At 41.6% G+C, this 21,292-nt stretch carries 22 protein-coding genes and 2 pseudogenes; 17 read left to right on the top strand and 7 right to left on the bottom strand.

Annotation, left to right across the window (positions count from 1 at the left end; translation table 11 throughout):
• Positions 1-199: 199 nt before the first annotated feature.
• Complete coding sequence (locus AC503W_RS17210) at positions 200-889, bottom strand: type 1 glutamine amidotransferase domain-containing protein (protein ID WP_494915201.1); 690 nt, start codon at positions 887-889, stop codon at positions 200-202.
• A gap of 74 nt (positions 890-963) precedes the next feature.
• Here AC503W_RS17210 and AC503W_RS17205 point away from each other — a divergent pair, with 74 nt between their 5' ends.
• Positions 964-1,299 carry a MerR family transcriptional regulator gene (locus AC503W_RS17205; protein ID WP_403080368.1) on the top strand — a complete coding sequence of 112 codons (336 nt, stop codon included), beginning with the start codon at positions 964-966 and terminating at the stop codon, positions 1,297-1,299.
• A 60-nt stretch (positions 1,300-1,359) separates the two neighbouring features.
• Here the strand turns inward: AC503W_RS17205 and AC503W_RS17200 are convergent, their stop codons facing one another.
• Together AC503W_RS17200 and AC503W_RS17195 are read right to left on the bottom strand one after the other, a co-directional pair.
• The gene (locus AC503W_RS17200) at positions 1,360-2,226 is read right to left on the bottom strand and encodes an SDR family oxidoreductase (RefSeq protein WP_402957193.1); all 867 of its coding nucleotides are present in this window, start codon (positions 2,224-2,226) and stop codon (positions 1,360-1,362) included.
• A gap of 616 nt (positions 2,227-2,842) precedes the next feature.
• A complete protein-coding gene (locus tag AC503W_RS17195) occupies positions 2,843-3,394 on the bottom strand; it encodes a GNAT family N-acetyltransferase (protein WP_427687728.1) in 552 nt (183 codons plus the stop codon).
• Between the two features lie 150 nt (positions 3,395-3,544).
• Here AC503W_RS17195 and AC503W_RS17190 point away from each other — a divergent pair, with 150 nt between their 5' ends.
• A complete protein-coding gene (locus tag AC503W_RS17190; RefSeq protein ID WP_407407491.1) occupies positions 3,545-4,072 on the top strand; it encodes an RNA polymerase sigma factor in 528 nt (175 codons plus the stop codon).
• Positions 4,062-5,645: a DUF4179 domain-containing protein gene (locus tag AC503W_RS17185; protein WP_494915198.1), complete on the top strand. Its 1,584-nt coding sequence runs from the start codon at positions 4,062-4,064 to the stop codon at positions 5,643-5,645. The genes AC503W_RS17190 and AC503W_RS17185 overlap by 11 nt, the downstream gene beginning before the upstream one ends.
• A gap of 138 nt (positions 5,646-5,783) precedes the next feature.
• Here AC503W_RS17185 and AC503W_RS17180 read toward each other — a convergent pair whose 3' ends face one another.
• Positions 5,784-6,200 carry a hypothetical protein gene (locus AC503W_RS17180; protein ID WP_494915197.1) on the bottom strand — a complete coding sequence of 139 codons (417 nt, stop codon included), beginning with the start codon at positions 6,198-6,200 and terminating at the stop codon, positions 5,784-5,786.
• 513 nt (positions 6,201-6,713) lie between these two features.
• Between AC503W_RS17180 and AC503W_RS17175 the strand changes: the two are divergent.
• A pseudogene (locus AC503W_RS17175) lies at positions 6,714-6,840 on the top strand (winged helix-turn-helix transcriptional regulator); the annotation flags it as partial.
• Between the two features lie 280 nt (positions 6,841-7,120).
• Positions 7,121-8,221 (top strand): metallophosphoesterase, encoded by a 1,101-nt coding sequence (locus AC503W_RS17170; protein WP_494915195.1) that lies wholly within the window; start codon positions 7,121-7,123, stop codon positions 8,219-8,221.
• 112 nt (positions 8,222-8,333) lie between these two features.
• Here the strand turns inward: AC503W_RS17170 and AC503W_RS17165 are convergent, their stop codons facing one another.
• Positions 8,334-8,894 carry a TetR/AcrR family transcriptional regulator gene (locus tag AC503W_RS17165; RefSeq protein ID WP_402987222.1) on the bottom strand — a complete coding sequence of 187 codons (561 nt, stop codon included), beginning with the start codon at positions 8,892-8,894 and terminating at the stop codon, positions 8,334-8,336.
• 153 nt (positions 8,895-9,047) lie between these two features.
• On the opposite strand from AC503W_RS17165, the gene AC503W_RS17160 reads away from it, so the two are divergent.
• From AC503W_RS17160 to AC503W_RS17140, 5 genes and pseudogenes are all read left to right on the top strand, one after another.
• Positions 9,048-9,806, top strand: a complete 759-nt coding sequence (locus tag AC503W_RS17160) for an SDR family oxidoreductase (RefSeq protein ID WP_494915194.1) — start codon at positions 9,048-9,050, stop codon at positions 9,804-9,806.
• Positions 9,807-10,133: 327 nt separating this feature from the next.
• Positions 10,134-10,870: pseudogene (locus tag AC503W_RS17155) on the top strand (alpha/beta fold hydrolase).
• A gap of 4 nt (positions 10,871-10,874) precedes the next feature.
• On the top strand, positions 10,875-12,107 hold the full coding sequence (locus AC503W_RS17150; RefSeq protein ID WP_494915192.1) for an MFS transporter: 1,233 nt from the start codon (positions 10,875-10,877) through the stop codon (positions 12,105-12,107).
• Positions 12,108-12,274: 167 nt separating this feature from the next.
• On the top strand, positions 12,275-12,769 hold the full coding sequence (locus AC503W_RS17145) for a GNAT family N-acetyltransferase (protein ID WP_494915191.1): 495 nt from the start codon (positions 12,275-12,277) through the stop codon (positions 12,767-12,769).
• A 24-nt stretch (positions 12,770-12,793) separates the two neighbouring features.
• Positions 12,794-13,279, top strand: a complete 486-nt coding sequence (locus AC503W_RS17140; RefSeq protein WP_494915189.1) for a hypothetical protein — start codon at positions 12,794-12,796, stop codon at positions 13,277-13,279.
• A gap of 114 nt (positions 13,280-13,393) precedes the next feature.
• On the opposite strand, the gene AC503W_RS17135 is transcribed toward AC503W_RS17140, so the two are convergent.
• Positions 13,394-13,756, bottom strand: a complete 363-nt coding sequence (locus tag AC503W_RS17135; RefSeq protein ID WP_402873981.1) for a hypothetical protein — start codon at positions 13,754-13,756, stop codon at positions 13,394-13,396.
• Positions 13,757-13,828: 72 nt separating this feature from the next.
• Positions 13,829-13,993: a hypothetical protein gene (locus tag AC503W_RS17130; protein ID WP_402873984.1), complete on the bottom strand. Its 165-nt coding sequence runs from the start codon at positions 13,991-13,993 to the stop codon at positions 13,829-13,831.
• 186 nt (positions 13,994-14,179) lie between these two features.
• Between AC503W_RS17130 and AC503W_RS17125 the strand changes: the two genes are divergently transcribed.
• From AC503W_RS17125 to AC503W_RS17095, 7 genes are all read left to right on the top strand, one after another.
• Entirely contained in the window at positions 14,180-14,530 is a 351-nt protein-coding gene (locus AC503W_RS17125; RefSeq protein WP_407406185.1) for an avidin-fold protein, read from the top strand.
• Positions 14,531-14,979: 449 nt separating this feature from the next.
• Positions 14,980-16,011, top strand: a complete 1,032-nt coding sequence (locus AC503W_RS17120; RefSeq protein ID WP_402873989.1) for an ABC transporter substrate-binding protein — start codon at positions 14,980-14,982, stop codon at positions 16,009-16,011.
• A gap of 13 nt (positions 16,012-16,024) precedes the next feature.
• The gene (locus tag AC503W_RS17115) at positions 16,025-16,831 is read left to right on the top strand and encodes an ABC transporter ATP-binding protein (RefSeq protein ID WP_407406188.1); all 807 of its coding nucleotides are present in this window, start codon (positions 16,025-16,027) and stop codon (positions 16,829-16,831) included.
• A 26-nt stretch (positions 16,832-16,857) separates the two neighbouring features.
• The gene (locus tag AC503W_RS17110) at positions 16,858-17,679 is read left to right on the top strand and encodes an ABC transporter permease (protein WP_402873991.1); all 822 of its coding nucleotides are present in this window, start codon (positions 16,858-16,860) and stop codon (positions 17,677-17,679) included.
• A gap of 23 nt (positions 17,680-17,702) precedes the next feature.
• Complete coding sequence (locus tag AC503W_RS17105) at positions 17,703-19,061, top strand: LLM class flavin-dependent oxidoreductase (RefSeq protein ID WP_494915185.1); 1,359 nt, start codon at positions 17,703-17,705, stop codon at positions 19,059-19,061.
• A 36-nt stretch (positions 19,062-19,097) separates the two neighbouring features.
• On the top strand, positions 19,098-20,450 hold the full coding sequence (locus AC503W_RS17100; protein ID WP_494915184.1) for an LLM class flavin-dependent oxidoreductase: 1,353 nt from the start codon (positions 19,098-19,100) through the stop codon (positions 20,448-20,450).
• A 186-nt stretch (positions 20,451-20,636) separates the two neighbouring features.
• Positions 20,637-21,284, top strand: a complete 648-nt coding sequence (locus AC503W_RS17095; RefSeq protein WP_427687699.1) for an SH3 domain-containing protein — start codon at positions 20,637-20,639, stop codon at positions 21,282-21,284.
• Positions 21,285-21,292 lie beyond the last annotated feature (8 nt).

Raw genomic sequence — 21,292 nt, 5'->3', positions numbered from 1 at the left:
TATTTAGAAGGTAAATGTAATTTAATTTGGACAAACAACAACCTTGAACAAGCAATCTCTACATCCAATAAAAAAAGAAGAAGCAACCATGTTCCATCTGGTTACTTCTTCTTTTATAGAAAATGCAATACACCTAGTCAGTTGTCAGAATAGTAGCTGACACAGGGACGTGATGCAGTTGGATTCGAATACCCTACTATTATTGTGCGGATTTTAATAGTTCTATGACCTTTTTCGCAACGGCCGCGCCTGATGCTGGATTTTGTCCAGTGACAACGCGATTATCAGCTACAGCAAATGCTGCCCAGTCATCGCCCTTCACGTAATTGGCTCCTCTATTGACAAGCTCATCTTCTGTTAAGAATGGAACCGTTTTGTCTAGTCCAAGTGCGATTTCTTCCGTATTTGCAAAGCCTACAACCTTTTTGTCAGCAATTAAATAGTTACCTGCCGCATTTTTAATATTTAATAAGCCTACAGAACCATGGCATACAGCTGAGACGATCCCGCCATTCTCATGGATTGCACTAGCGATACTTTGTAACTTTTCATCTTCAGGGAAATCCCACATTACCCCGTGCCCACCTGTATAATAAATGGCATCATAATCTTTAGGATTAATCTCATCTGCCGATAAAGTAGTGCCTAGTTTCGTTAAGAATTCATTGTTTGAATAATATTTCCAATCCAATTCAGTCATTTGATCGGCTTCCAAGCTGTGTGGATCAATCGGTGTAAACCCACCTTTAGGACTAACGTAATCGATTTTATAGCCTTCTTTTTCCACCTCGTCCACGAAGTGAACGGCTTCTCCCAACCATAATCCTGTTGCACGTTCCTGATTTGGATATTTAGAAACATTAGTGACTACTACTAAGATATTTTTCATTATACATTCTCCTTTTTGTTTGATAGTATTTACCTTAAAGGTTAAACCATACTTTAAGTCAAGGAGGAAGCATTTTGTATTCCATTCAAGAAGCTAGCCGTTTAGCTCAGGTTCCTTCAAGCACTATTCGATATTATGAAAAGATAAACGTACTTCCTCCTATTAAAAGAAATAAACAAGAACATCGTATATTCGATGATAAAGACATAGAAATCCTTAATTTAATAAGATGTTTCCGAAATCTAGGCATGTCGATTGAAGAGATACGAGCAAGCATGTCAACCATACATTTAGAACAAGAAGATATAGATACTAAAGAAATTTTGTTTCAGCATAAGAAAAAATTAGAGGAGCAAATTGGTATTTTGAATGCTTACATTCGTGAAATCGAGAAAAAAATAGTTAATTAAAAGTGCTCCTTGAAAAAACGACCGAAGGCTTTGTGCCCCGGTCGTTTTTGAATCCTGGGATTAAGATGACATCGTAATTCCGCCATTGATATGAATGCATTGTCCTGTAATGTAGGCACCTTCATTCGATGCGAGTAAAACGTAGGCTCCGGCGTGGTCGGCTGGTTGACCTGGGCGGCCGAGTGGTGCCTCGGTGCCGAATTCAGCTACGGATTTTTCATCGAATGTCGCTGGAATAAGTGGAGTCCAGATTGGGCCTGGCGCTACCATGTTGACACGGATTCCTTTACTTGCCACATTCTGTGCGAGGCTTCGAGTGAATCCGACGATTGCACCTTTTGTCGCAGTGTAATCCATCAATGTCGCGTGTCCTCTATAAGGGTTGATGGATGTCGTGTTGATGACCGAATTGCCTTGTTTCATATGTGGAACCGCATATTTGCTCATGTAAAATACGGAATAGATATTGGTGCGGAACGTTTTGTCCCATTGCTCGCCCGTAATATCTTCGATTTTCTCGGTCGGATATTGCACGGCTGCATTGTTCACGAGGATATCCAACTTTCCGAATTCATCCAATGTTTTCTGGACTAATTCCTTACAATTCGATTCCACAGAAACATCAGCAGGAAGTAGTAGGCATCGCACGCCTTCCGCTTCAATCAGTTTCTTCGTTTCCTCTGCATCGCTATGTTCGTTCAAATAGTTTACGACCACATGGGCACCTTCTTTTGCATACGCGATGGCGACCGCACGTCCGATCCCGCTATCTCCACCTGTAATCAAGGCGACTTGATCTTTTAATTTACCGCTTCCTACATAGTCCGTTGGTTGAATCGGAAGTGGATTCATCTCTGATTCAATTCCAGGCTGTTTGGACTGTGTTTGTCCCGGTTGTCCGTTTTTTTGCTGTTCATAGATATTCAAAAAAATCTCCTCCTCCAAAATAGTAATCTACTAATACTTTAGCCATCGTGGAGGGCGGTTAAACATATAATTCCCAACGGATTAACAGGAAAACGGTTACAAATATCATTGCTGTTTTTTCCTTCTATATAGGGGACGATAAACAAAAAATATGCTTCAAATCCCTGTTCGATCCTGTTATATGACAAGGTTTTAAGATAAAATTCGTTATTGAGAACGAAAATGTACTCCTTTCTCCCGTTTCCAGCTGTTTTTCCAGTTTATTAAAGAAAGAGGAAGAAAGCCGATTGAAGGCTTTTCTCCACTATACTCCCTGAAAAATCATGAAGAGAATGAAAACTACATTCACGGCTATCAATATCTTCCCAAAGGGATTTTTTATGGCTAAAATAGAAAATACAAGCGCTGCCAAGAAAGATCCAATAGCGAGTTTTGGTGGGAAATAGGCAAAATCTAATAGACTTACCATAGGAAAATATAAAAGGAACATACTAACCAAAATAAAAATCATCGAAAAAAGCAAGGCCATCGACAGATAAATAAAAGTCCTGATTTTCCTCATGTGTCGTTTCTCACTCGTACTATTCACCATTTTCCCCTCCTGATATAACGTGACTTACACCCTCTTCTTCTCCCACTCTTCGGCCAACATCCCATACACGATATGATCCACATAATGGTCATATAACCATTCGGCTTGTCTGATACAGCCTTCATTTACGTACCCCAATCGCTCGGGAATGCTCCGGCTTTTTTTATTCGCGACCGCCGCCCTGATTTCCACCTTATTCAGGTGCAACTCGTTGAAAGCATAGTCAGTCAATGCCTTGGCCACTTTGGTCATCACTCCATTCCCTTGAAATTCTTCTCCCAGCCAATATCCGATATAGGCTGTTTTGTTTGCCCAGTTCAGCTGGTTGTACCCGGCTACCCCGGCAATTTCCCCCTGATATAAAATGACCGTTGTCATGCTCGCATTATCAGCAAACCCGTTCAAGCAGTGTTGAATATAGGCTTGTGTATCCTCAATCTTGGTTGTCCTATCCAACCATGGCAGCCATTCTCGTAAATAATTTCTTGATAGGTCCGTTAGCTGGAAAATTTTCTTGGCATCCTTCATTTCTAGCATCTTCAAAGAAACTTCTTCATCAATCTTATGTATAAACATCTCTTTACCTCCTACTTATTTCCTTATTATTGAACTATTTTACTATAAAATGGAGGCAAGGTTGAAAAAAATTTATGAATGAGGGAACTTTATCCATAGTTAGAGGCTCTACTTATAAAAGGGAAAATTGGAAAGGAGAGACTAGCATTTGTGATCACATCGATTTCAGAAAATAAGGTACTGGAGAAAATAAAGAAGCAAGATATGAACGCTGTGATAGATTGGTTTACTACTAGACAATCAAAGTTTTATAAACTGGGGTGGTCGTATCTGAAGAACCATCAGGATGTAGAGGATGTTTTTCACAATACGATCATGAAGGTGCATGCCAAAATCGGTCAGTTGAAGGAAGACCGATCGTTTGAATCATGGGTCACTTCGATATTCATCAATGAGTGCCGGGCCATTTACCGGAAAAGGAAGCCTAGTGAAATGGAATTCTCACAAGATATGGGGGCGGCTTCTCACTTTCAGGCTGAGTTGGAAATGTTGGATGACCTGGACCGCCTGGATGAAAAGTATCGGGAAATGATCATGTTACGGTACCTTCAAGGCTATTCGCAAAAGGAAATCGCCACCATTTTTAAACTGCCGGTCGGGACCGTTAAATCCAGAATATATAGAGGACTTTTGATGCTGAGAAAAATAATCGAAGGCGGTGACGCAGATGAAGTGTAAAGATGTACAAGCCGATTTACTGGATTATCTGGAAGGCGTTCTAGATGAGATGAGAACAAAAGAGATGGAAGAACACATACAGGAATGTGAAGGCTGCCGAATGGAAATGAACGGGTTGAAACAGGTGATTGCGAGCCTTGAGTCAGGAAATGATAGCATAGTAGTGCCGGAGGATTTCATGACTGGGGTTCGTGCTAGGATTTCCACCACGCAAAAAGGCAGGCGCACGTTTATACCCAACCATCGTCTTCGGGTGATGATGGGCATGGCCGCCGCATTATTCTTACTGGTATTCATGGGGACGGCGGTAGCGACGAATGGCTTTGAAAGTGTGATGGATTGGTGGAAGGATTCAACCAACAAGCAAACTGAGCAGGTGGAAAGCTATATCCAGCAGGGGCTTGGAGAGAAGTTGAACCTTGTGGCTGAAAGTAATGGGGTGAAGGTGACCATTACGAATGTGGTGGCCGATGACATCCAGACGCTGATTTATTATGAAGTGGAGGATGTAAAGAAGGAGAACAAATATGGCATCAATTTCACTGAAGGGCTGAAAATTGCTAATCAAGACCGAGATTGGGACAAGGAAGATGATTCTACGTTTTCACCCATCAATAGTAGTTCGGCCCTCTATTCGGAAAAGGATTATGTGTATAAAGGCGAGCTTAGCTCGTTACCGATGTCCGCTGATGAAGGAACGATTCAACTGGAGCTTACTAAGCTTGAGAAAATGATAAATCAATCATCAGAAGGAGAAGGTTCTGAAGGGATTCCTGGGGGAAGCAATGAGTTCATTGAAGGGAAATGGCAGTTTGACATTCCTGTGAAGAAGCATCCAGCCCTCGTATATGCGATTAAAAAGGAAACGAAGATCGAAGGCAATCCTGTTATATTCGATAAAGTGATGATCGCCCCGACTGCGACAATCTTATCCTATCGCTACCGGAACGATAATGATGAGAAAAACATGGAGTACCTTCAAATGGCCAGTATCGAAAGTGATGGAAAGTTTGTTTATCCAGTAATGGGTGGCAGCGGAGGAAGCGCAGCTGGCTGGAATTCAACGGAGGCAACATTTGAATCCCTATATTTCAATCAACCAAAGGAAATCCGTGTTCATATGGGTCCTGCTTCATTCTTTGTAGAGGATTCAGCCCGTTTCGCGATTGACCCTTCAAAAGAGCTCCCACAAACATTTGAATATTTGGGGAGTGGGATTTCCATCGAGTCGATAAAGGTCGGTAAGCCTACTGAAGTCGTGATGACCGAAGAACTCAAACCAAAACGGAAATATGAAACGCTTCATTTTCATTTTTATGATAAAGATGGGCAAGGATCATCAGGTAATAGGAGGGATGGCTATTACAGAGATAAAGAGGGGCATACGTATAAAGCAAGTGAGAATTCCCACCGTTTGAACGAATTGGAGCAACCGAGATTCTTCTCGACCGATCATCAAACCGAGCTATCAACGGATGATGAAAAGGAACCTTTTGTCCCCATCGGGATAGAGATTGAGGGATATTCCATCACGACCTTTTACGATCAAGTGATTGAGATTCCGTTGGAGTGAATCGCAAGTGAAAGTCTGATACCTGTCAAATCGTATCAGACTTTTATATTTACGGATTTCCCTTTTATATTATGGCTATGTTAAAGTTATTGGTTGATTTAAAAAAGCACATAAAAACCTTTAATAAAGCCTATTGATTTATTCTTCGACCAAAGCTCTGTTAGTGAAGTAAGAAATAACGAAGCCAACTAATCCAAGTAATATTTGGATGATGCTTAATATCAGAAATTGTCCTGTTGGTAAGTACCATTCTCCCACCAACCTAGTTGATATAATGGTACAGAAGAAAAGCAAAGCACCCATAGTGAAGGTCATTATAAATATTATTTTTTCTTTCTTTATAAAACCCCAAATGGAAGCAAAGGCATTTCCAATTCCAAAAATAATCATTCCAAATAAAGCTAGGCTCGTCCAACTATTAAATGGCAATTTACCTATCCACTCAGGTGGGAATGTATCGAAAACTCCTCTTCCTAAAAGCATTGACACACCCATATAAAAAGCGCCTAAAGACAACAATAAATTGTAAAAATTCAAATTTTTTTTTAGTAACATACTTTTAATCCCCTTTCATTCCCACTTTAAATGAACGGCTTTGTTTCTCCGCTAACAATTTTCGTTATCATTCCCCTTGGTGAATACTAATACCATACATTAAATCTCCAAAATTCCCCACCAAAACTTATCAATGATTATCAGTAAAGAGAACCCGTTACTTTAAGCGAGGTACCCTTTATGTATCTACCACAGCTTTAGCTTAAAATTAAACTAGTTGAAGATCGCTTCAAATTTTATAAATAATATAGGCTGTGTTAAAGTTCTTGGTTGATTTTGAAAAACTCATAATCATTTGTTGTTTCCTGTTTATAATTTATGACATAGGGGTAAGTCACTTGCCTAAATACCTTTTTACCGGTAGAGAAATCGGATTACAAAACGGCATTTGGGTAATTAATTTCCAGTTGATTGGTATATCCCATTCTTCTTTCACTTTGTCATCGATTAGTGGATTATAATGTTGTAAAGATGCCCCTAATCCTGCACCTTTTAAAGCTGTCCATATTTAAGCTTGAGGACCAAGATATAATCGAACGGGTTGTGTACCCACAAGTCCCACCGAAAGTAGAGTATTCACTCACTGAATATGGTAAAACGCTTGAGCCCGTAATGAAGTTTTTTGCATGAATGGGGATGAAGTCAAAGATTGACTATTACTTGAGGGCCATCTAAATAAGTAATGTACTATAGAAAACCCATGACAATTGGTATGGGTTTTCTACTTTGAATCTTTAATAATGAGATTTCATCTCACCAAGCGTACGCTTCTCGCAATCTAGTTAAAAACATTTAAAAGGAATTTTGTAGCCATTTGATGTATGATTCTTACAATTATAATGAAAGCGGAAATTAGCTCATTTGCAGAGATAAAAAAGTATAAAAAGGAGATTGAAAAATAAAACGTTAGGAGAATCCATATGCTCATCCTCATTCTAATCATCGCCTTGCTGCTTTATGGCGGTCTCGTCTATTATATCGGGTGGCGGGGATATCGCTGGCTCCGCCCGGAATCATCAAGCCGGCGTTTCAAGATACTTTATAGCCTCGTCCTCGTGCTGGCAGCCAGTTCGCTTATTGTCGGCCGCATGTCTGGGCTCACCTTCATAAATATTGTGGGTGCTTATTGGATGGCATGCTTTTATTTGCTGTTACTGCTCGTTCCCCTTGCCCATATTACGGTAATCCTCTTGCGCCTCACTCGGCTACCAAGGCACATAACACATAAATGGGCGGGCATTGTCACTATAGGCTTGGTTGTTTTTTTTCTAGTATACGGGACATATAACGCATACAGCCCCGTTGTTCGCAACTATGATATCAAGATGGAAAAAGACTCCTCGACTCTTGATAACCTTCATATTGCGATGGCGGCAGATACACACTTTGGTCTGCTGTCAGGTAAAAACCACGCGGAGCGTTTGGTTAAGGAAATGAACGCGCTCCACCCAGATATCATCCTGTTGCCCGGCGATCTCTTCGATGATGATATTCAGCCTTTCCTTGATCAAAAAATCGATCAGACATTATCCAAGCTCCATGCCTCGTACGGAGTCTATGCATCGCTTGGAAATCACGATAGGCATGATGGTACGATAAAGGAATTAATCGAAGCTTTGGAACAGGGCGGAATCACTATCCTCTATGATGAGATCGTAGACGTTCAAGGGCAATTCACGCTCGTCGGGCGCAAAGACCGAATCGATCACGACAGGCGACCGTTAGACTCACTGATGAATGGTGTGAACCTTACAAGACCTACTATTTTACTGGATCATCAACCATATGAACTTGATAAAGCACAGCAGGCAGGCGTTGACTTGATGCTGTCAGGTCATACCCATGGCGGGCAGGTCTTCCCGGGCAACCTCATTACTGATGCCATTTATGAAAATGATCGGGGTTACTTGCAAAAGGAACAGATGCATTCCATTGTGACATCGGGGTTTGGCTTTTGGGGGCCGCCGATTAGGATTGGTACACGCTCCGAAATTGTTTCGATACATATCCAGTTCGAATAGGGATAATGTCAGCAACGTAATATAGATATAAGAAACTCAGTAGCAGATCTTATGGTTACTGGGTTTTCTATTGTGTGAAATCATCTCGTAAAGTTACAGGTAATTCTTCCATTTATCGATTATTCTTGTTCATACGAAGTAATTGTTCGCTTAAATATTCAGGTGTTTCCTTGAATCCCCTGGATACCCATTCGATGACCATCCCCAAGATGGCGTTGGCCTGATAACTTGCCGTATAATCCGAATGAAAGTCATCTGGATGGAGGATGTTTTCCTCGATGGAATCCTTTAAATAAACGCGGATGATGTCAAATAACGTATAGTAATACATCAGTGGCGCCTTTCTGTTGAAAACAATGGAATAAAAGGTATCGAACGTCTTTACATGATGAAAGATACGGACCATATGTGGTTCTAAATTCGCAATATGATTGTTTGTTAAATGAAAGGGCTCATAATAGGCTTTCTTCAAATCAATCGTGATTTCTTCAAAGTACATTTCAAACAACTCCGGTACATCCTGAAAATGTAAATAAAATGTCCCCCGGTTCACGTTTGCTTCTCTGCAAAGTTCCGCAATCGAGATCTTTTCCAGTGGTTTTTCCTCAAGCAAGGTCAATAAGGCCGTTTGCAAATTCTTCTTTGTTTTGATCACCCTTAAATCTTTTTTCATTGTATTTCTCCTTTAACGGACACATCATCCTAAATCTGTCTATTTATGAACACATTCTACCATTTTTGTCGATTGTACATATTCATTCTTTTCATTATAATTTTTATTGAACAAGTGTTCAATAAAAATGGTGTGTGTAAGGGGGAGTATTTAATGAAATTACAAGATAAAATAGCAATCGTCACAGGTGCAGCGTCAGGTATGGGGAAAGCCATTGCGGAAGGTTATGCAACTGAAGGGGCGAAAGTAGTGGTTTCGGATATGAACTTAGAAGGTGCTAAAGCTGTTGCTGAAGCGATCGTGGCTGAAGGCGGAACGGCATTCGCTATCGATACGAATGTAACGAAGGCTGAAGATTTAGAGCGCTTACTCGATGAAACGGTAAAAACATACGGCAAACTGGATATTTTAGTGAATAATGCTGGCATCATGGACGGCATGGAGCCTGTCAACGAAATTTCAGATGACCGTTGGGATATGATCTTTGCCGTAAACACGACAGCTGTCATGAAATCCATGCGCATCGCGACAAAACTATTCCTAGAGCAAGGGCACGGAGTCATCGTGAATAACATTTCTGCGGGCGGCCTACATGGCGGACGAGCAGGTGCAGCTTACACAGCTTCTAAACATGCGGTGGTCGGTTTAACTAAAAACACGGCATTCATGTTCGCTGACAAAAACATTCGTTGCAATGGCATCGCACCAGGTGCTGTCTTGACGAACATCACTTCATCGATGACTAGCGTTTCTGAAGTGGGTGTAGCTCGTCAAGGGTTGGGAATGGCCCTTAACCCGCGTGTCGGCCAAGCAGAAGAAATTGCTAAATTGGCTATCTTCTTAGGATCCGAAGATGCTAGCTTCATCAATGGACAAGTCGTTACAGCTGATGGCGGTTGGACAACTTATTAATAAAATCCTTATATAGGGATGAAAGTAGCTACTTAGTAAGCACCTTGAAGCATAACGCTTTGAGGTGTTTTTTTTGTTACTACCTATCCAGTATTCTCGTAGTAGGTGATCATGGAACGAGATAGTCAGTCTCAATGTGAGTAGGAGAATCAATCTCGTTCGTTTGAAGCAACCTATTGTACAAGAATGCCTGACTAGAGGGAGATCATGATAAGGCTAAGGTTATAGGGTTGCCGAGCTACCTGTTTTTATCTGAATATTATGTAAAAATATGTATGATTAATAGTATAATAAATGAAAACTTATAGAATGATTGGAGAGATGGGGATGATCTTACATACAAGCATTTCAGGAGAAGGGTTCCCGCTTGTATTGATTCATTCAGGCGTATGACGGGATTAACGGAGTATGAAGAACAAAGCGATTATTTTTCAGAGAGGAATTTCAAAGTGATTCGTCCTGATTTAAGGGGCCATGGTCAATCGGAGGGTCCGATTGATCATTATTTCAGTCATTGCGCAGACGACATCCATGACACATTGAAGGCATTGCGGATTGAAAAGTGCCATATTGCCGGAGTTTCCCTTGGCGGCATAGCCGCTTTATTGTTTGCTAAGAAATATCCCGAGCAAGTGTCATCCTTAACCTTCTCCGGAATTTTCCCCATTGAGCCGGATAATTGGAAGGAGCTTTCGAAACAGGAAGCAGAGCATCACGAACAACTATTTGAAAATGAAGAAGTGGTTTCGATTTTGGATGGAATGCATGGAAACAATGACTGGAAAGCGTTACTCCGCTCTTTTCAAGGAGACGATTTTTATCCGTTCGACGAAACGGGCGATGTTTCTAACCTTGCTGTTCCGGCTTTGTGTATGGTCGGCGAAGCAGAAAAAAACGAAATTTCAGCGGCCGTAACCTATAAGCAATTGAATTCGGATATCCACGTTTCCATCATTCCATTCGCGGGACATTTGGTGCACAGAGACCAGCCCGAATTATATTCACGAACGCTACATACTTTTATAGAGTCACTGGATAACAATTCTTCGATAGTAAAGGGGTGAGTGAATGAAGAGTTGGAAGAACCCCATTCTATTACTATCAGGAATAGGGGTTTCGTATCTAGGAAACTGGATTTACTTAATTGCCCTTAATGTTTCCATCTTGAACTTGACCGGTTCAGCGGCAGCGGTGGCTGGACTGTATATGATCAGGCCATTAGCGACATTGATCACGAATACCTGGTCGGGGAGTGTCATTGATCGGGTCAATAAACGCCGGTTGATGATGTCCATTGATGTCGTAAGAGGGATCTTGATATTCTTGATTCCTTTTATCGGATCATTATGGTCGATCTATGCGTTGCTTTTATTGATTAATATTGTGGGCGCCTTTTTTGGTCCAAGTTCATCGGTCTACATAACGAAGCTCGTTCCTCCTGAACAGCGAAAGCGTTTTAACTCCATCATGAGTTTGACCAGTTCAGGTGCGTTCTTATTGGGACCCGCCATTTCAGGAATCCTCATTATGTCGGTAGGGACCGATTTATGTATTGTGATCAATGCCATAACGTTCTTCGTTTGTGTTTTTTTCATCTACCTTCTTCCGGATGTGGACGGAGATTTAGGAAATGCGGAAAGAGCCCCCGTTTCCTTGAAAACGCTCCTGAGCGATTGGAAAGTGGTCAGGGAATTCACGAAGGGAGCCAAGTTCTTCATAACGGTATACATCTTGTTTCAAGGGGCCGTGCTCATCGGTTATGCCTTGGATTCACAAGAAGTCACCTTCATTAAACAGCACTTGGAATTGACGGATAAGGAATATGGCTTCATTACAAGTCTCACGGGTGCTGGGGCATTGGGAGGTGCGGCTGTTGCGGCTGCGGTTTCCAAGAAACTGCCACTTCGATACTTTGTAGGAGGGGGATTGTTCCTATCAACAATCGGATACCTGTTATTTTATGCATCCGTGGACTTTATAACGGCGACGTCAGCCTTCGTGTTTTTAGGTTTCGTCATGTCCTTTGCGAACGCGGGATACGCCACCTTTTTCCAAAACAATGTACCGGTTGCGATTATGGGGAGATTTGGCAGCATGGCAGAAATGGTTCAAGGCATCGTACAAATTGTTTTGACGTTGTTACTCGGGTTAATGGCCGACTGGTTTTCGTTGCAAATGGTTTGTATCGGTTTTTGCCTATTAGGAATTGTACTGGCCGGGGCCCTTTGTCTGACCATCTTCACCCCTTCTAAAGCACAATATTTTGAAGAAAAGGAAGAAATAATGACGAGAAATCTATGACGGCTGTTTGCCGAAACTTCAAGTTCATTAAGTCATAGAGTGGAAGATGCCAATTGTTAAAGATATTAGGATACGTTTAGGCAAATGTAGTTCCATTTCCGTAACCTCGTTTGAGTCATTTTACATGAAAATCCGGTAGGGACCAAGTAAAAACAGGGAGTCGGTATATGATGAAGATCAGAAAAGCCACAAGTGAGGACATGGAGTCAGTGTATATGATGGGGTACGATGTTTGGGGAGATAACATGCCTTCTGACGAATATATAACGATGTGTAACCAATCTAGTAAGTACAAGAAGGGCACATGGTATGTTTTAGAAAATCCAGAAACGAAAGAGGTAATAAGTTCTCTTATCGTATACGAACTATCTTCATCTGAAGATAGAACCAGTAGGGGAATTGGATCAATTGCCACCCCCTTTACATTAAGGAATAGAGGCTACGCGTCTGCCCTGATCCAACAAGTCATACAGGAGTTAGAGCGAAATGAAAAGTGCACGGATTTTTTCCTGTATAGCGATATCGGAATGGAATTCTATAACAAGTTGGAATTTACTGAGTTGCCACCTGCTAGGCAAAAGTATAAGGATTGCATTTGTATGTACTACTCAAAAGATAATGATAGAGATCACATCCCTGTTGAAATCCCGGATTACTTTTAAAAAACAACGTAAGGAGGAGGTCATATGAATATTAAGAAAAGGTATATGATAGCTTCGGTATTCTTGACGATTCTCATTGTCTTCATATGGGCGAATCCATTTAAAAAGGAGATTTGGGATACGAGTGCAAAGCTGCTCGAAGATAAGATTCTGACGATGGAGATACCGGACGAACCTGTGAATTTGACGGAGTTTACTCCATTTGAATGGGATAAAGTCTATTCATTTCCCGCTTATTATACAAAAGAAGATGTGTATGAGACGGTCGGATATAAGTGGGATAGAATTAAGGAAACGGTCAACGAGGGCATGAATCAAATCGTATTCATGAAAGAGGGGGAAGTCGTTTGTTACATATATGGCTATCCGGAAAATAATAAATTTGGCATTTCCTTTGATCATGGAGAACATAGCTATGGAGCTACCGTGTTGTATGCAAAGGATAACGAAGTATTTACGGTGGTTAAAAAAGAAGACGTCACCTATTTGAACTTTGAGGGTGAAGAGTGAGTGAACCATCGGGGTCGCTTACCAATCCACCAATATATTAATCTTTGCAATGTATGAAGATTGTTGATATTTTCAAGAAATGAGTAACTTTAAAAAAGTTACCCATCCAACTAGTTAAGCTTTATTTTTATATGTATTTGCTAACTTCATAGTGAAAAACTGAGGAATTAAATTCACAAGAGCAACAAATATAAGTAATTGATATGGAGTAAGTGGTTTAAAATAGCCACCCCAATGTTCGTTTCCTGCCATTTCACTGATAAAATAAAACGATATGATTGCAGATACTGTATTACCCGAAATAATAGGGATTGAGTTACTATATAATTTGCCGAAAAAGGCAAGAATCGAAGTTGTTACAATCATTAATAAATAGCCAAGCATGGAACGGTTATTAAAGTCTTGGTACATCGAAAAATAGACAAATGGGAAACAATATAGACAAACTATTAAGAAGCCAACTACTATTTTCCTCATATCTTCACCTCTGGTTATAATTATTGTACAAGCATTTCTTCCTTTCTAAGAAATCAAACATTCGAACATCATTTACTGCTTACTTTTCCAATCATCATAAAAATCTTTAAGTGTTGAATGGATGGCATGTAGGGCAATCAAGATTAAGTAGAGCATCATGACCGTAGCAATTTCCCCTGTAAAAAAGGCAATAATGGCGATACCCACTATCCAAAAGTAAAACATCATTTTATTCATGTACAAACCTCTTTCTATCCTTTATAACCAAATTTTAACACAATGATAGAGGGGAGGCTTGTAAGGAAATGAACGGTGATTAAACAATTTTATATCTATATAAATATTGGTTGATTGAGAGAGAAAAATTTATTTGGGCCTGGCAGTACACAGGTCAAGAGGACAAACAAAAAGGAGCCTTTATCTATGATTAATTACGATGGACGTACTTTTTTATCGACTGATAATACAGCAAATGGAGAGGTTTCTTCGAAAACCATTTTTAACTATCATCAAGAAGGGAATATTCTTTTCGCCACCTATAGCGGAGGGGACATCCTAAAAGGGACCATGATCGGGATTGTACAGGAAAATGGCTGCATCCAGTTTAGGTATAACCATGTAAATGTTCAGCAGGAGATCAGAGGCGGGCAATGCTTTTCCACACCTGAGTTCCTATCGGATGGGAGAATCCGGTTGCAGGAAAAGTGGAAGTGGTCAGATCGTGATCAGAGTGAGGGGGAATCGATTGTTGAAGAAGTGACCTGCCCACAGTGATTCCTGTTGGTGAATGAATGCTGCACCATTCTGTATCCTGTCTAATCTAAATTAAATAGCGAATTATCTTTACATAAAATATAGGTAAAAAGAAAGAACTTTCAGAAAACGATTGACATTTTCTGAAAAAGTAAATATATTAAACCTATAAACTTTATTGGAATTAAATGAATTGGCTTACTGGTTAACCGGAGGCCCCTACGTTCACCACATGGTGAAAATGGGGGCCTCTTTTGTTTAAGAAAGGGGGGATTTGCGTTTCAGATATATACATATTGATCCAATGCAAGGAGCGCTAATGGGAAGAATCTTCAAAGGGATGTTCATGTGGTCCCTGAATCATAATTGAATAGTGTGGCTGACTAGACTTCTGGAGGCCTTCGTTTAATTGGAAAATTAATCGAGGGTCTTTTGTGTTTAAGAGCCCCGTAAATAAAGGAGAGTAAAAAATGAAAATGACTCGACAGGCCTTATTTTTAGTATGGATTGGTGCATTACTTGTGATAGTTGGTTGTTCTTCAGGGAAAGCAGTGGAGAAAAACCAGGATGGCTATGAAAAAGTGGAACTGAAGTATCAGGGATATGCTGGATCGGTACTCTATCCAGAACTGGCGGAGGATTTAGGTTATTTAGATCCGATTAAGCTAGATTGGGTGGGAAATGTGAATGGCGGACCTCAGGATATTCAAACGGCCGCGACGGGTCAAACGGATTTCGGTGGCGCCTTTAATGGAGCCATCATCAAATTGAAATCAAGCGGCGCCCCCATTAAATCGGTCATTGGCTATTATGGGAGTGATGAAGACACCTTCGTCGGCTTTTATACATTAGAAGGCAGCCCGATAAAAGATGCACGTGATTTAATCGGTAAAAAAGTCGGGGTGAATACGCTTGGAGCCCATCTTGAATTGGTTCTAAAGGAATATTTAAAGAAAAATGGCCTCACGGATGATGAAATCAAACAGGTTACGTTAGTGGTGGTGCCAACGGGGAATGGTGAACAAACGTTACGCCAAAAGCAAATCGATGTCGTGGCTTTAAATGGAGCGGCACGTGACAGGGCACTGGATAATGGAGGCATCAGTAAATTATTTAGTGATTATGATCTATTTGGAACCTTTACGGCAGGAAGTTATGTCTTTACGGATAAGTTCATAAAGGAAAACCCAAATACCGTGAAAAAATTTGTGGAAGCAACTGCAAAAGCGATTGAATGGTCACGTACAACACCTCGTGAAGAAGTGATTGCCCGCTTTGAATCGATCATAGAGAAACGAGGTAGAAAAGAAGATTCGGAAACGGTTCAATATTGGAAAAGTCCGGGCGTAGCCGCAAAAGGTGGCTATATAAAAGAATCCGAATTCCAAGTATGGGCGGATTGGCTAGAAGCCAACGGGGAAATCAAAAAGGGCCAAGTGAAGTTGGATGACTTATATACGAATGAATATAATCCATATACGAAAGAGCTTGAAACTAAATGAATGGGGTGTGGATATGGCGGATAAAATTCGATTTGATCAAGTGACAAAGGTGTTTACTGTACGGGATACCGAAAAGGGAAAAGGCTCGAAGAAGGAGTTCACGGCGGTAAGGGATTTGAACTTCTCCGTGAAAGATGGTGAATTTTTAACGCTGGTCGGTCCAAGTGGGTGCGGGAAATCCACGTTGTTGGATCTACTTGGTGGTTTAACGAAACCGACTTCAGGCCGTATCCTCCTTGATGGAAAGGAAATTACGGGACCTGGATTGGACCGCGGAATCGTGTTTCAGCAATATGCTTTGTTTCCTTGGAAGACAGCTCGAGGCAATGTCGATTTTGGTCTTGAAGCTAAGGGAGTTCCGAAGAAAGAACGATATGAACTGACGCAATATTACTTATCTTTGGTCGGGTTGGAGGGGTTTGAAGATCGTTTTCCTCATGAATTGTCAGGTGGGATGAAGCAGCGCGTCGCCATCGCTAGGAGTCTAGCTTATAATCCGGATGTGCTACTGATGGATGAGCCGTTTGCCGCATTGGATGCGCAGACGCGAGAAACCTTGCAGAGTGAATTGGTACGGATTTGGGAGAAGACGAAGAAAACGATCATCTTCATCACGCATGGCATCGATGAAGCTGTTTACTTAGGGCAGCGAGTCGCAGTAATGTCCACAAATCCAGGGACGGTCAAGTACATGGTGGATATCCCCTTGGATTCACGTTTGAACGAAGTGGACATTCGATCACATGAAGACTTTGTAAAAGCACGACATCATATATGGAGCCTTCTTCATGAAAAGGTCTATCAAGCGGCTTCCATTTAATTCATAAAAAAAGGAGTGGTTCATAGATGTCCAGTTTAGAAAAAGCTATTGCTGTACCTATTGAAAGAAAGCGGCCTATCCGTTTATCGTTTACCTGGCTTCAAAAACTTGTGAAGCAGACAGCCGTGATCGTCCTGTTACTAGCCATTTGGGAGATTGCACCACGAATTGGATTGGTGGATTCCGTATTCTTCCCCCCTTTCTCGGCAGTGGTTGCAGGATGGTGGGGATTGGTGACATCAGGAGAATTATTCGCCCATTTCAAAGCAAGCTTCTTCCGTTCGTTCATTGGGTTCGGGTTAGCCTTATTGATTGCGATTCCTTTAGGTCTGATCATCGGCTGGTTTCCTTTGGCCAAAGATTTTTTGAACCCCGTATTGGAGTTATTCCGCAATACAGCCGCGTTGGCCTTATTGCCCGTTTTTATCCTATTGCTTGGGATTGGGGAAGTATCCAAAATAGCGATTGTCCTGTTCGCTTGTACGTTTCCGATTCTTTTAAATACCATCAATGCCGTTCAAAATGTCGATCCATTGCTCATCAAGTCAGCTAAATCAATGGGATTATCCTCTCAGAAATTATTCTATAAGGTTATTTTGCCGGCTTCTATTCCGACTATTTTTACCGGAATACGGATGGCAGGGACGGCATCGATTCTCGTGTTAATTGCAGCTGAAATGGTAGGAGCCAAAGAAGGCTTAGGTTACTTGATCAATTATGCGCAGATGAATTTCCAAATCGCTGAAATGTACGCCGGAATCATAACGATTTCTTTGCTTGGATTGTTATTGAATTATGTTTTAGTATCTCTGGAAAAACGATTCTCGGCTTGGAAAGTCAATCAATAATCGAAGGTAGAAGGGGTGGTTTGATGACGAATAATAAACGAGAAATGAAGTTAGGTGCCTTCTTCATGATTCCAGGTCATCACGTGGCAGCTTGGCGTCATCCAGAAGCAGAGGTAAGGGATATCATGAACTTTGATTTTATAAAAAAGCTGGCCCAAACTGCAGAGCGCGGAAAATTCGATTTACTGTTCCTTGCCGATCATGTATCACTCAACACGCAGGATGAACAAGTATTAGGGCAAACCGTAAATACACGCTTTGAACCATTTACCTTGTTATCGGCGCTTTCAGCGGTAACGAAAAACATCGGGCTGGTTGGTACCGTATCGACGACGTATAACGAACCTTACCATGTCGCCCGTAAGTTTGCTTCTTTGGACCATCTGAGCAATGGGCGAGCAGGATGGAATGTTGTCACATCAGGCTCTGATTCAGAAGCTCGTAACTTTAATCTCGACGCACATCCCCTTCATGAAAAGCGGTATGAGCGTGCTGAAGAGTTTGTGAATGTCGCTCAAAAGCTTTGGGATAGCTGGGAAGATGAGGCGCTGGTCATGGATAAGGAATCGGCGCAATTTGCGGATGGTTCAAAGATCCATGCCGTCAATCATAAAGGGGAATGGTTCTCCGTTGCAGGACCACTGAATATTTCCCGTCCTGTTCAAGGTCATCCGGTTGTAGTTCAAGCCGGATCTTCCGAAGCCGGAAAAGAACTGGCGGCGCGAACGGCCGAAGTGATTTTCACTGCTTGGCAAACATTAGAGGAAGCACAAGCATTCTATGCGGATGTAAAAGGGCGGATGGCGAAATATGGTCGTGCCCCTGAGGAACTGAAAATCATGCCTGGAGTATTTCCCGTCATCGGGAATACGGAAGAGGAAGCAAATGAGAAGAAACAAGCATTGGTCGATCTGATTCCAGAAGGAGCCGGTGTGTCTCTTTTATCGAAGATGGTCAATGTCGATTTGAGTGGTTACCCATTGGATGGTCCCTTGCCTGAACTTCCTGATTTAGAAGAAGTCAATGGAACAAAAAGCCGCTTTCAGTTATTGAAGGATGTGGCGAACCGTGAAGGGTATACAATCCGTCAGCTATATCAACATATTGCAGGTGCTCGCGGGCATCGTGAAATTAAAGGGACACCCGTGCAAATTGCTGATCAACTTCAAGAATGGTTTGAAAATGGAGCGGCAGACGGATTTAATGTCATGCCTCCCTATTTACCGGGCGGGTTAGATGATTTTGTCGATCAAGTCATTCCTGAATTGCAAAGGCGGAACATATACAAAACGGAGTATTCAGGCAGCACATTGCGTGAAAATTTGGGATTACAACGTCCGAAAAACACTCTCCTTGAAAAAGTGGCGGGCGCTCATATATAAGTGTTGAAAATAGAATAGTAGAAAGAAGGAGATTAGATGAGTACGAATAAAAAAGAAATGAAATTAGGCGCTTTTTTCATGATTCCTGGACACCACGTGGCCGGTTGGCGCCATCCCGAGGCTGAAACTCATAATATATTGAATTTTGATTTTCTAAAAAGACTGGCCCAAACAGCAGAGCGCGGCAAATTCGATATGCTGTTTGTGGCGGATGTCAATGCTTTGCAACATAACGGTGCTAAAAACGTCCAAAGAGCGGGAATTAGTTTTGAACCGTTCACCCTGTTATCAGCACTTTCAGCGGTAACGGAAAAAATCGGGCTGGTCGGCACGGTGTCCACGACGTACAACGAACCCTATCATGTAGCCCGTAAGTTTGCATCGCTCGACCACTTAAGCAATGGTCGTGCAGGGTGGAACGTCGTCACTTCCAATACGGATGCCGAAGCAAAGAACTTTAACTCGGACCATCATCTTTTACATGAAAGGCGTTATGAACGGGCCGAGGAATTTGTGGACGTTGTAGAAAAGCTTTGGGATAGCTGGGAAGATGAGGCGTTGATCATGGATAAGGAATCCGCGCAATTTGCCGATGGCTCGAAAATCCATGCCATCAATCATAAGGGTGAATGGTTCTCCGTAGAAGGACCCTTGAATATTTCCCGTCCGGTCCAAGGCCATCCCGTTGTGGTTCAAGCGGGATCATCCGAAGCTGGAAAAGAGCTGGCGGCACGAACGGCGGAAGTGATTTTCACAGCGTGGCAAACAATCGAAGAAGCGCAAAGCTTCTATGCGGATGTGAAAGGAAGGATGGCGAAATATGGCCGTTCCCCTGAGGAACTGAAAATCATGCCGGGTGTCTTCCCCATCATTGGGGCAACAGAAGAAGAAGCAGATGAGAAAAAGCAATTATTTGAAGAACTTATCCCAGAGGAAGCAGGCGTTGCACTTTTGTCGGCGATGATCAGTGTGGATTTAAGAGGGTATCCCGTTGATGGACCACTGCCAGACCTGCCGGAACTAGAACAAATCAATGGAGGGAAAAGCCGTTTTACATTATTGAAGGACCTGGCTGAACGTGAAAACCTGACCATACGCCAGCTATATCAAAGAACAGCCGGTGCCAGAGGCCATCGTGAAATCAAAGGAACACCGGAACAAATCGCAGACCAATTGCAAGAATGGTTCGAAAATGGAGCGGCGGACGGATTCAACATCATGCCTCCTTATTTACCGGGCGGCCTTGAAGACTTCGTCGATCATGTCATCCCTGAATTGCAAAAACGTGGCATATTCCGTACCGAATACACAGAAGATACCTTACGCGGAAACTTAGGACTGAATCGGCCAGCCAACACGTTGGTCAACAAGATTATAGAAACCGTGTAACCAGTAAGGCCGGGCGATTCTGCCCGGTTTTTTGTTTTTCGTTCATTTTTGTGAACTGTTCCTTTACTCTTACCTCAAACTTTAAAGATTATATAGAGTTAATCCTTTTCATTTAAATAAACAGGTGAAAGTTTCAGATTATATTGATATACTAAATTGGATATTAATGGATTAGGAGGATTAATTATGAATAAATGCATAGTTGGAATTGTGTTATGTTTTGTGATGGTTTTTGGAGTATCGCATAGTGATGATGTTCAAGCAAAGGGAAAGACGTATACGCTCAAAGTTAAATCAACAACAAGCGTATTGAATGTTAGGGAAAAACCATCCACATCCTCCAAAATAGTAGGCAAGCTAAAGAAAAATCAAACCGCGAATATGCGAACTGTTAACTACAATAAGGGCTTCTACGAAGTCATATACAAAGGGAAAAAAGCCTATGTCTCAATGGACTATGCAGAGGAAGTAAAACCAAATGAACGCTGGATAGGTAGTTATTACAACTCTTATTATTCAGGAAGTGGCGTAATAACTGATTTATATTTGTATAAAAAAACAGATCACTACATTTACTTTGTGTCACAAACAGGGTATCGTTACGATCCAACAGGGAACCTTTCAGGGGCAGATATGCCTTGGAAATTCAATAATTATTATGGAAAAGCAAAAGTAACATCCACAACGAAAGCCTCTTTTAACAGTAAAGATTGTAAAGCTACTTTCAAAACAGTCGGCAAAACGATTCGTGTAGAACAAAAATCAAAAGGGGATAGCTGTGATTTTACAGGGTTAGGTATCTATGACCGCCAGGGTGGGGCTTATGAAAAGTGATAAATGCA

It is taken from the genome of Peribacillus suis (assembly GCF_059384845.1).
This window is presented reverse-complemented; position numbering and strand designations above follow the sequence as displayed.

Excerpts from the sequence above, each read along its gene's own strand:
- AC503W_RS17170 (WP_494915195.1), top strand. The coding sequence starts at position 7,121 with ATGCTCATCCTCATTCTAATCATCGCCTTGCTGCTTTATGGCGGTCTC.
- AC503W_RS17150 (WP_494915192.1), top strand. The coding sequence starts at position 10,875 with ATGAAGAGTTGGAAGAACCCCATTCTATTACTATCAGGAATAGGGGTT.
- AC503W_RS17105 (WP_494915185.1), top strand. The coding sequence starts at position 17,703 with ATGACGAATAATAAACGAGAAATGAAGTTAGGTGCCTTCTTCATGATT.
- AC503W_RS17135 (WP_402873981.1), bottom strand. The coding sequence starts at position 13,756 with ATGAGGAAAATAGTAGTTGGCTTCTTAATAGTTTGTCTATATTGTTTC.
- AC503W_RS17110 (WP_402873991.1), top strand. The coding sequence starts at position 16,858 with ATGTCCAGTTTAGAAAAAGCTATTGCTGTACCTATTGAAAGAAAGCGG.
- AC503W_RS17120 (WP_402873989.1), top strand. The coding sequence starts at position 14,980 with ATGAAAATGACTCGACAGGCCTTATTTTTAGTATGGATTGGTGCATTA.
- AC503W_RS17210 (WP_494915201.1), bottom strand. The coding sequence starts at position 889 with ATGAAAAATATCTTAGTAGTAGTCACTAATGTTTCTAAATATCCAAAT.
- AC503W_RS17160 (WP_494915194.1), top strand. The coding sequence starts at position 9,048 with ATGAAATTACAAGATAAAATAGCAATCGTCACAGGTGCAGCGTCAGGT.
- AC503W_RS17100 (WP_494915184.1), top strand. The coding sequence starts at position 19,098 with ATGAGTACGAATAAAAAAGAAATGAAATTAGGCGCTTTTTTCATGATT.
- AC503W_RS17130 (WP_402873984.1), bottom strand. The coding sequence starts at position 13,993 with ATGAATAAAATGATGTTTTACTTTTGGATAGTGGGTATCGCCATTATT.
- AC503W_RS17125 (WP_407406185.1), top strand. The coding sequence starts at position 14,180 with ATGATTAATTACGATGGACGTACTTTTTTATCGACTGATAATACAGCA.
- AC503W_RS17195 (WP_427687728.1), bottom strand. The coding sequence starts at position 3,394 with ATGTTTATACATAAGATTGATGAAGAAGTTTCTTTGAAGATGCTAGAA.
- AC503W_RS17185 (WP_494915198.1), top strand. The coding sequence starts at position 4,062 with ATGAAGTGTAAAGATGTACAAGCCGATTTACTGGATTATCTGGAAGGC.
- AC503W_RS17165 (WP_402987222.1), bottom strand. The coding sequence starts at position 8,894 with ATGAAAAAAGATTTAAGGGTGATCAAAACAAAGAAGAATTTGCAAACG.
- AC503W_RS17180 (WP_494915197.1), bottom strand. The coding sequence starts at position 6,200 with ATGTTACTAAAAAAAAATTTGAATTTTTACAATTTATTGTTGTCTTTA.
- AC503W_RS17095 (WP_427687699.1), top strand. The coding sequence starts at position 20,637 with ATGAATAAATGCATAGTTGGAATTGTGTTATGTTTTGTGATGGTTTTT.
- AC503W_RS17140 (WP_494915189.1), top strand. The coding sequence starts at position 12,794 with ATGAATATTAAGAAAAGGTATATGATAGCTTCGGTATTCTTGACGATT.
- AC503W_RS17115 (WP_407406188.1), top strand. The coding sequence starts at position 16,025 with ATGGCGGATAAAATTCGATTTGATCAAGTGACAAAGGTGTTTACTGTA.
- AC503W_RS17145 (WP_494915191.1), top strand. The coding sequence starts at position 12,275 with ATGATGAAGATCAGAAAAGCCACAAGTGAGGACATGGAGTCAGTGTAT.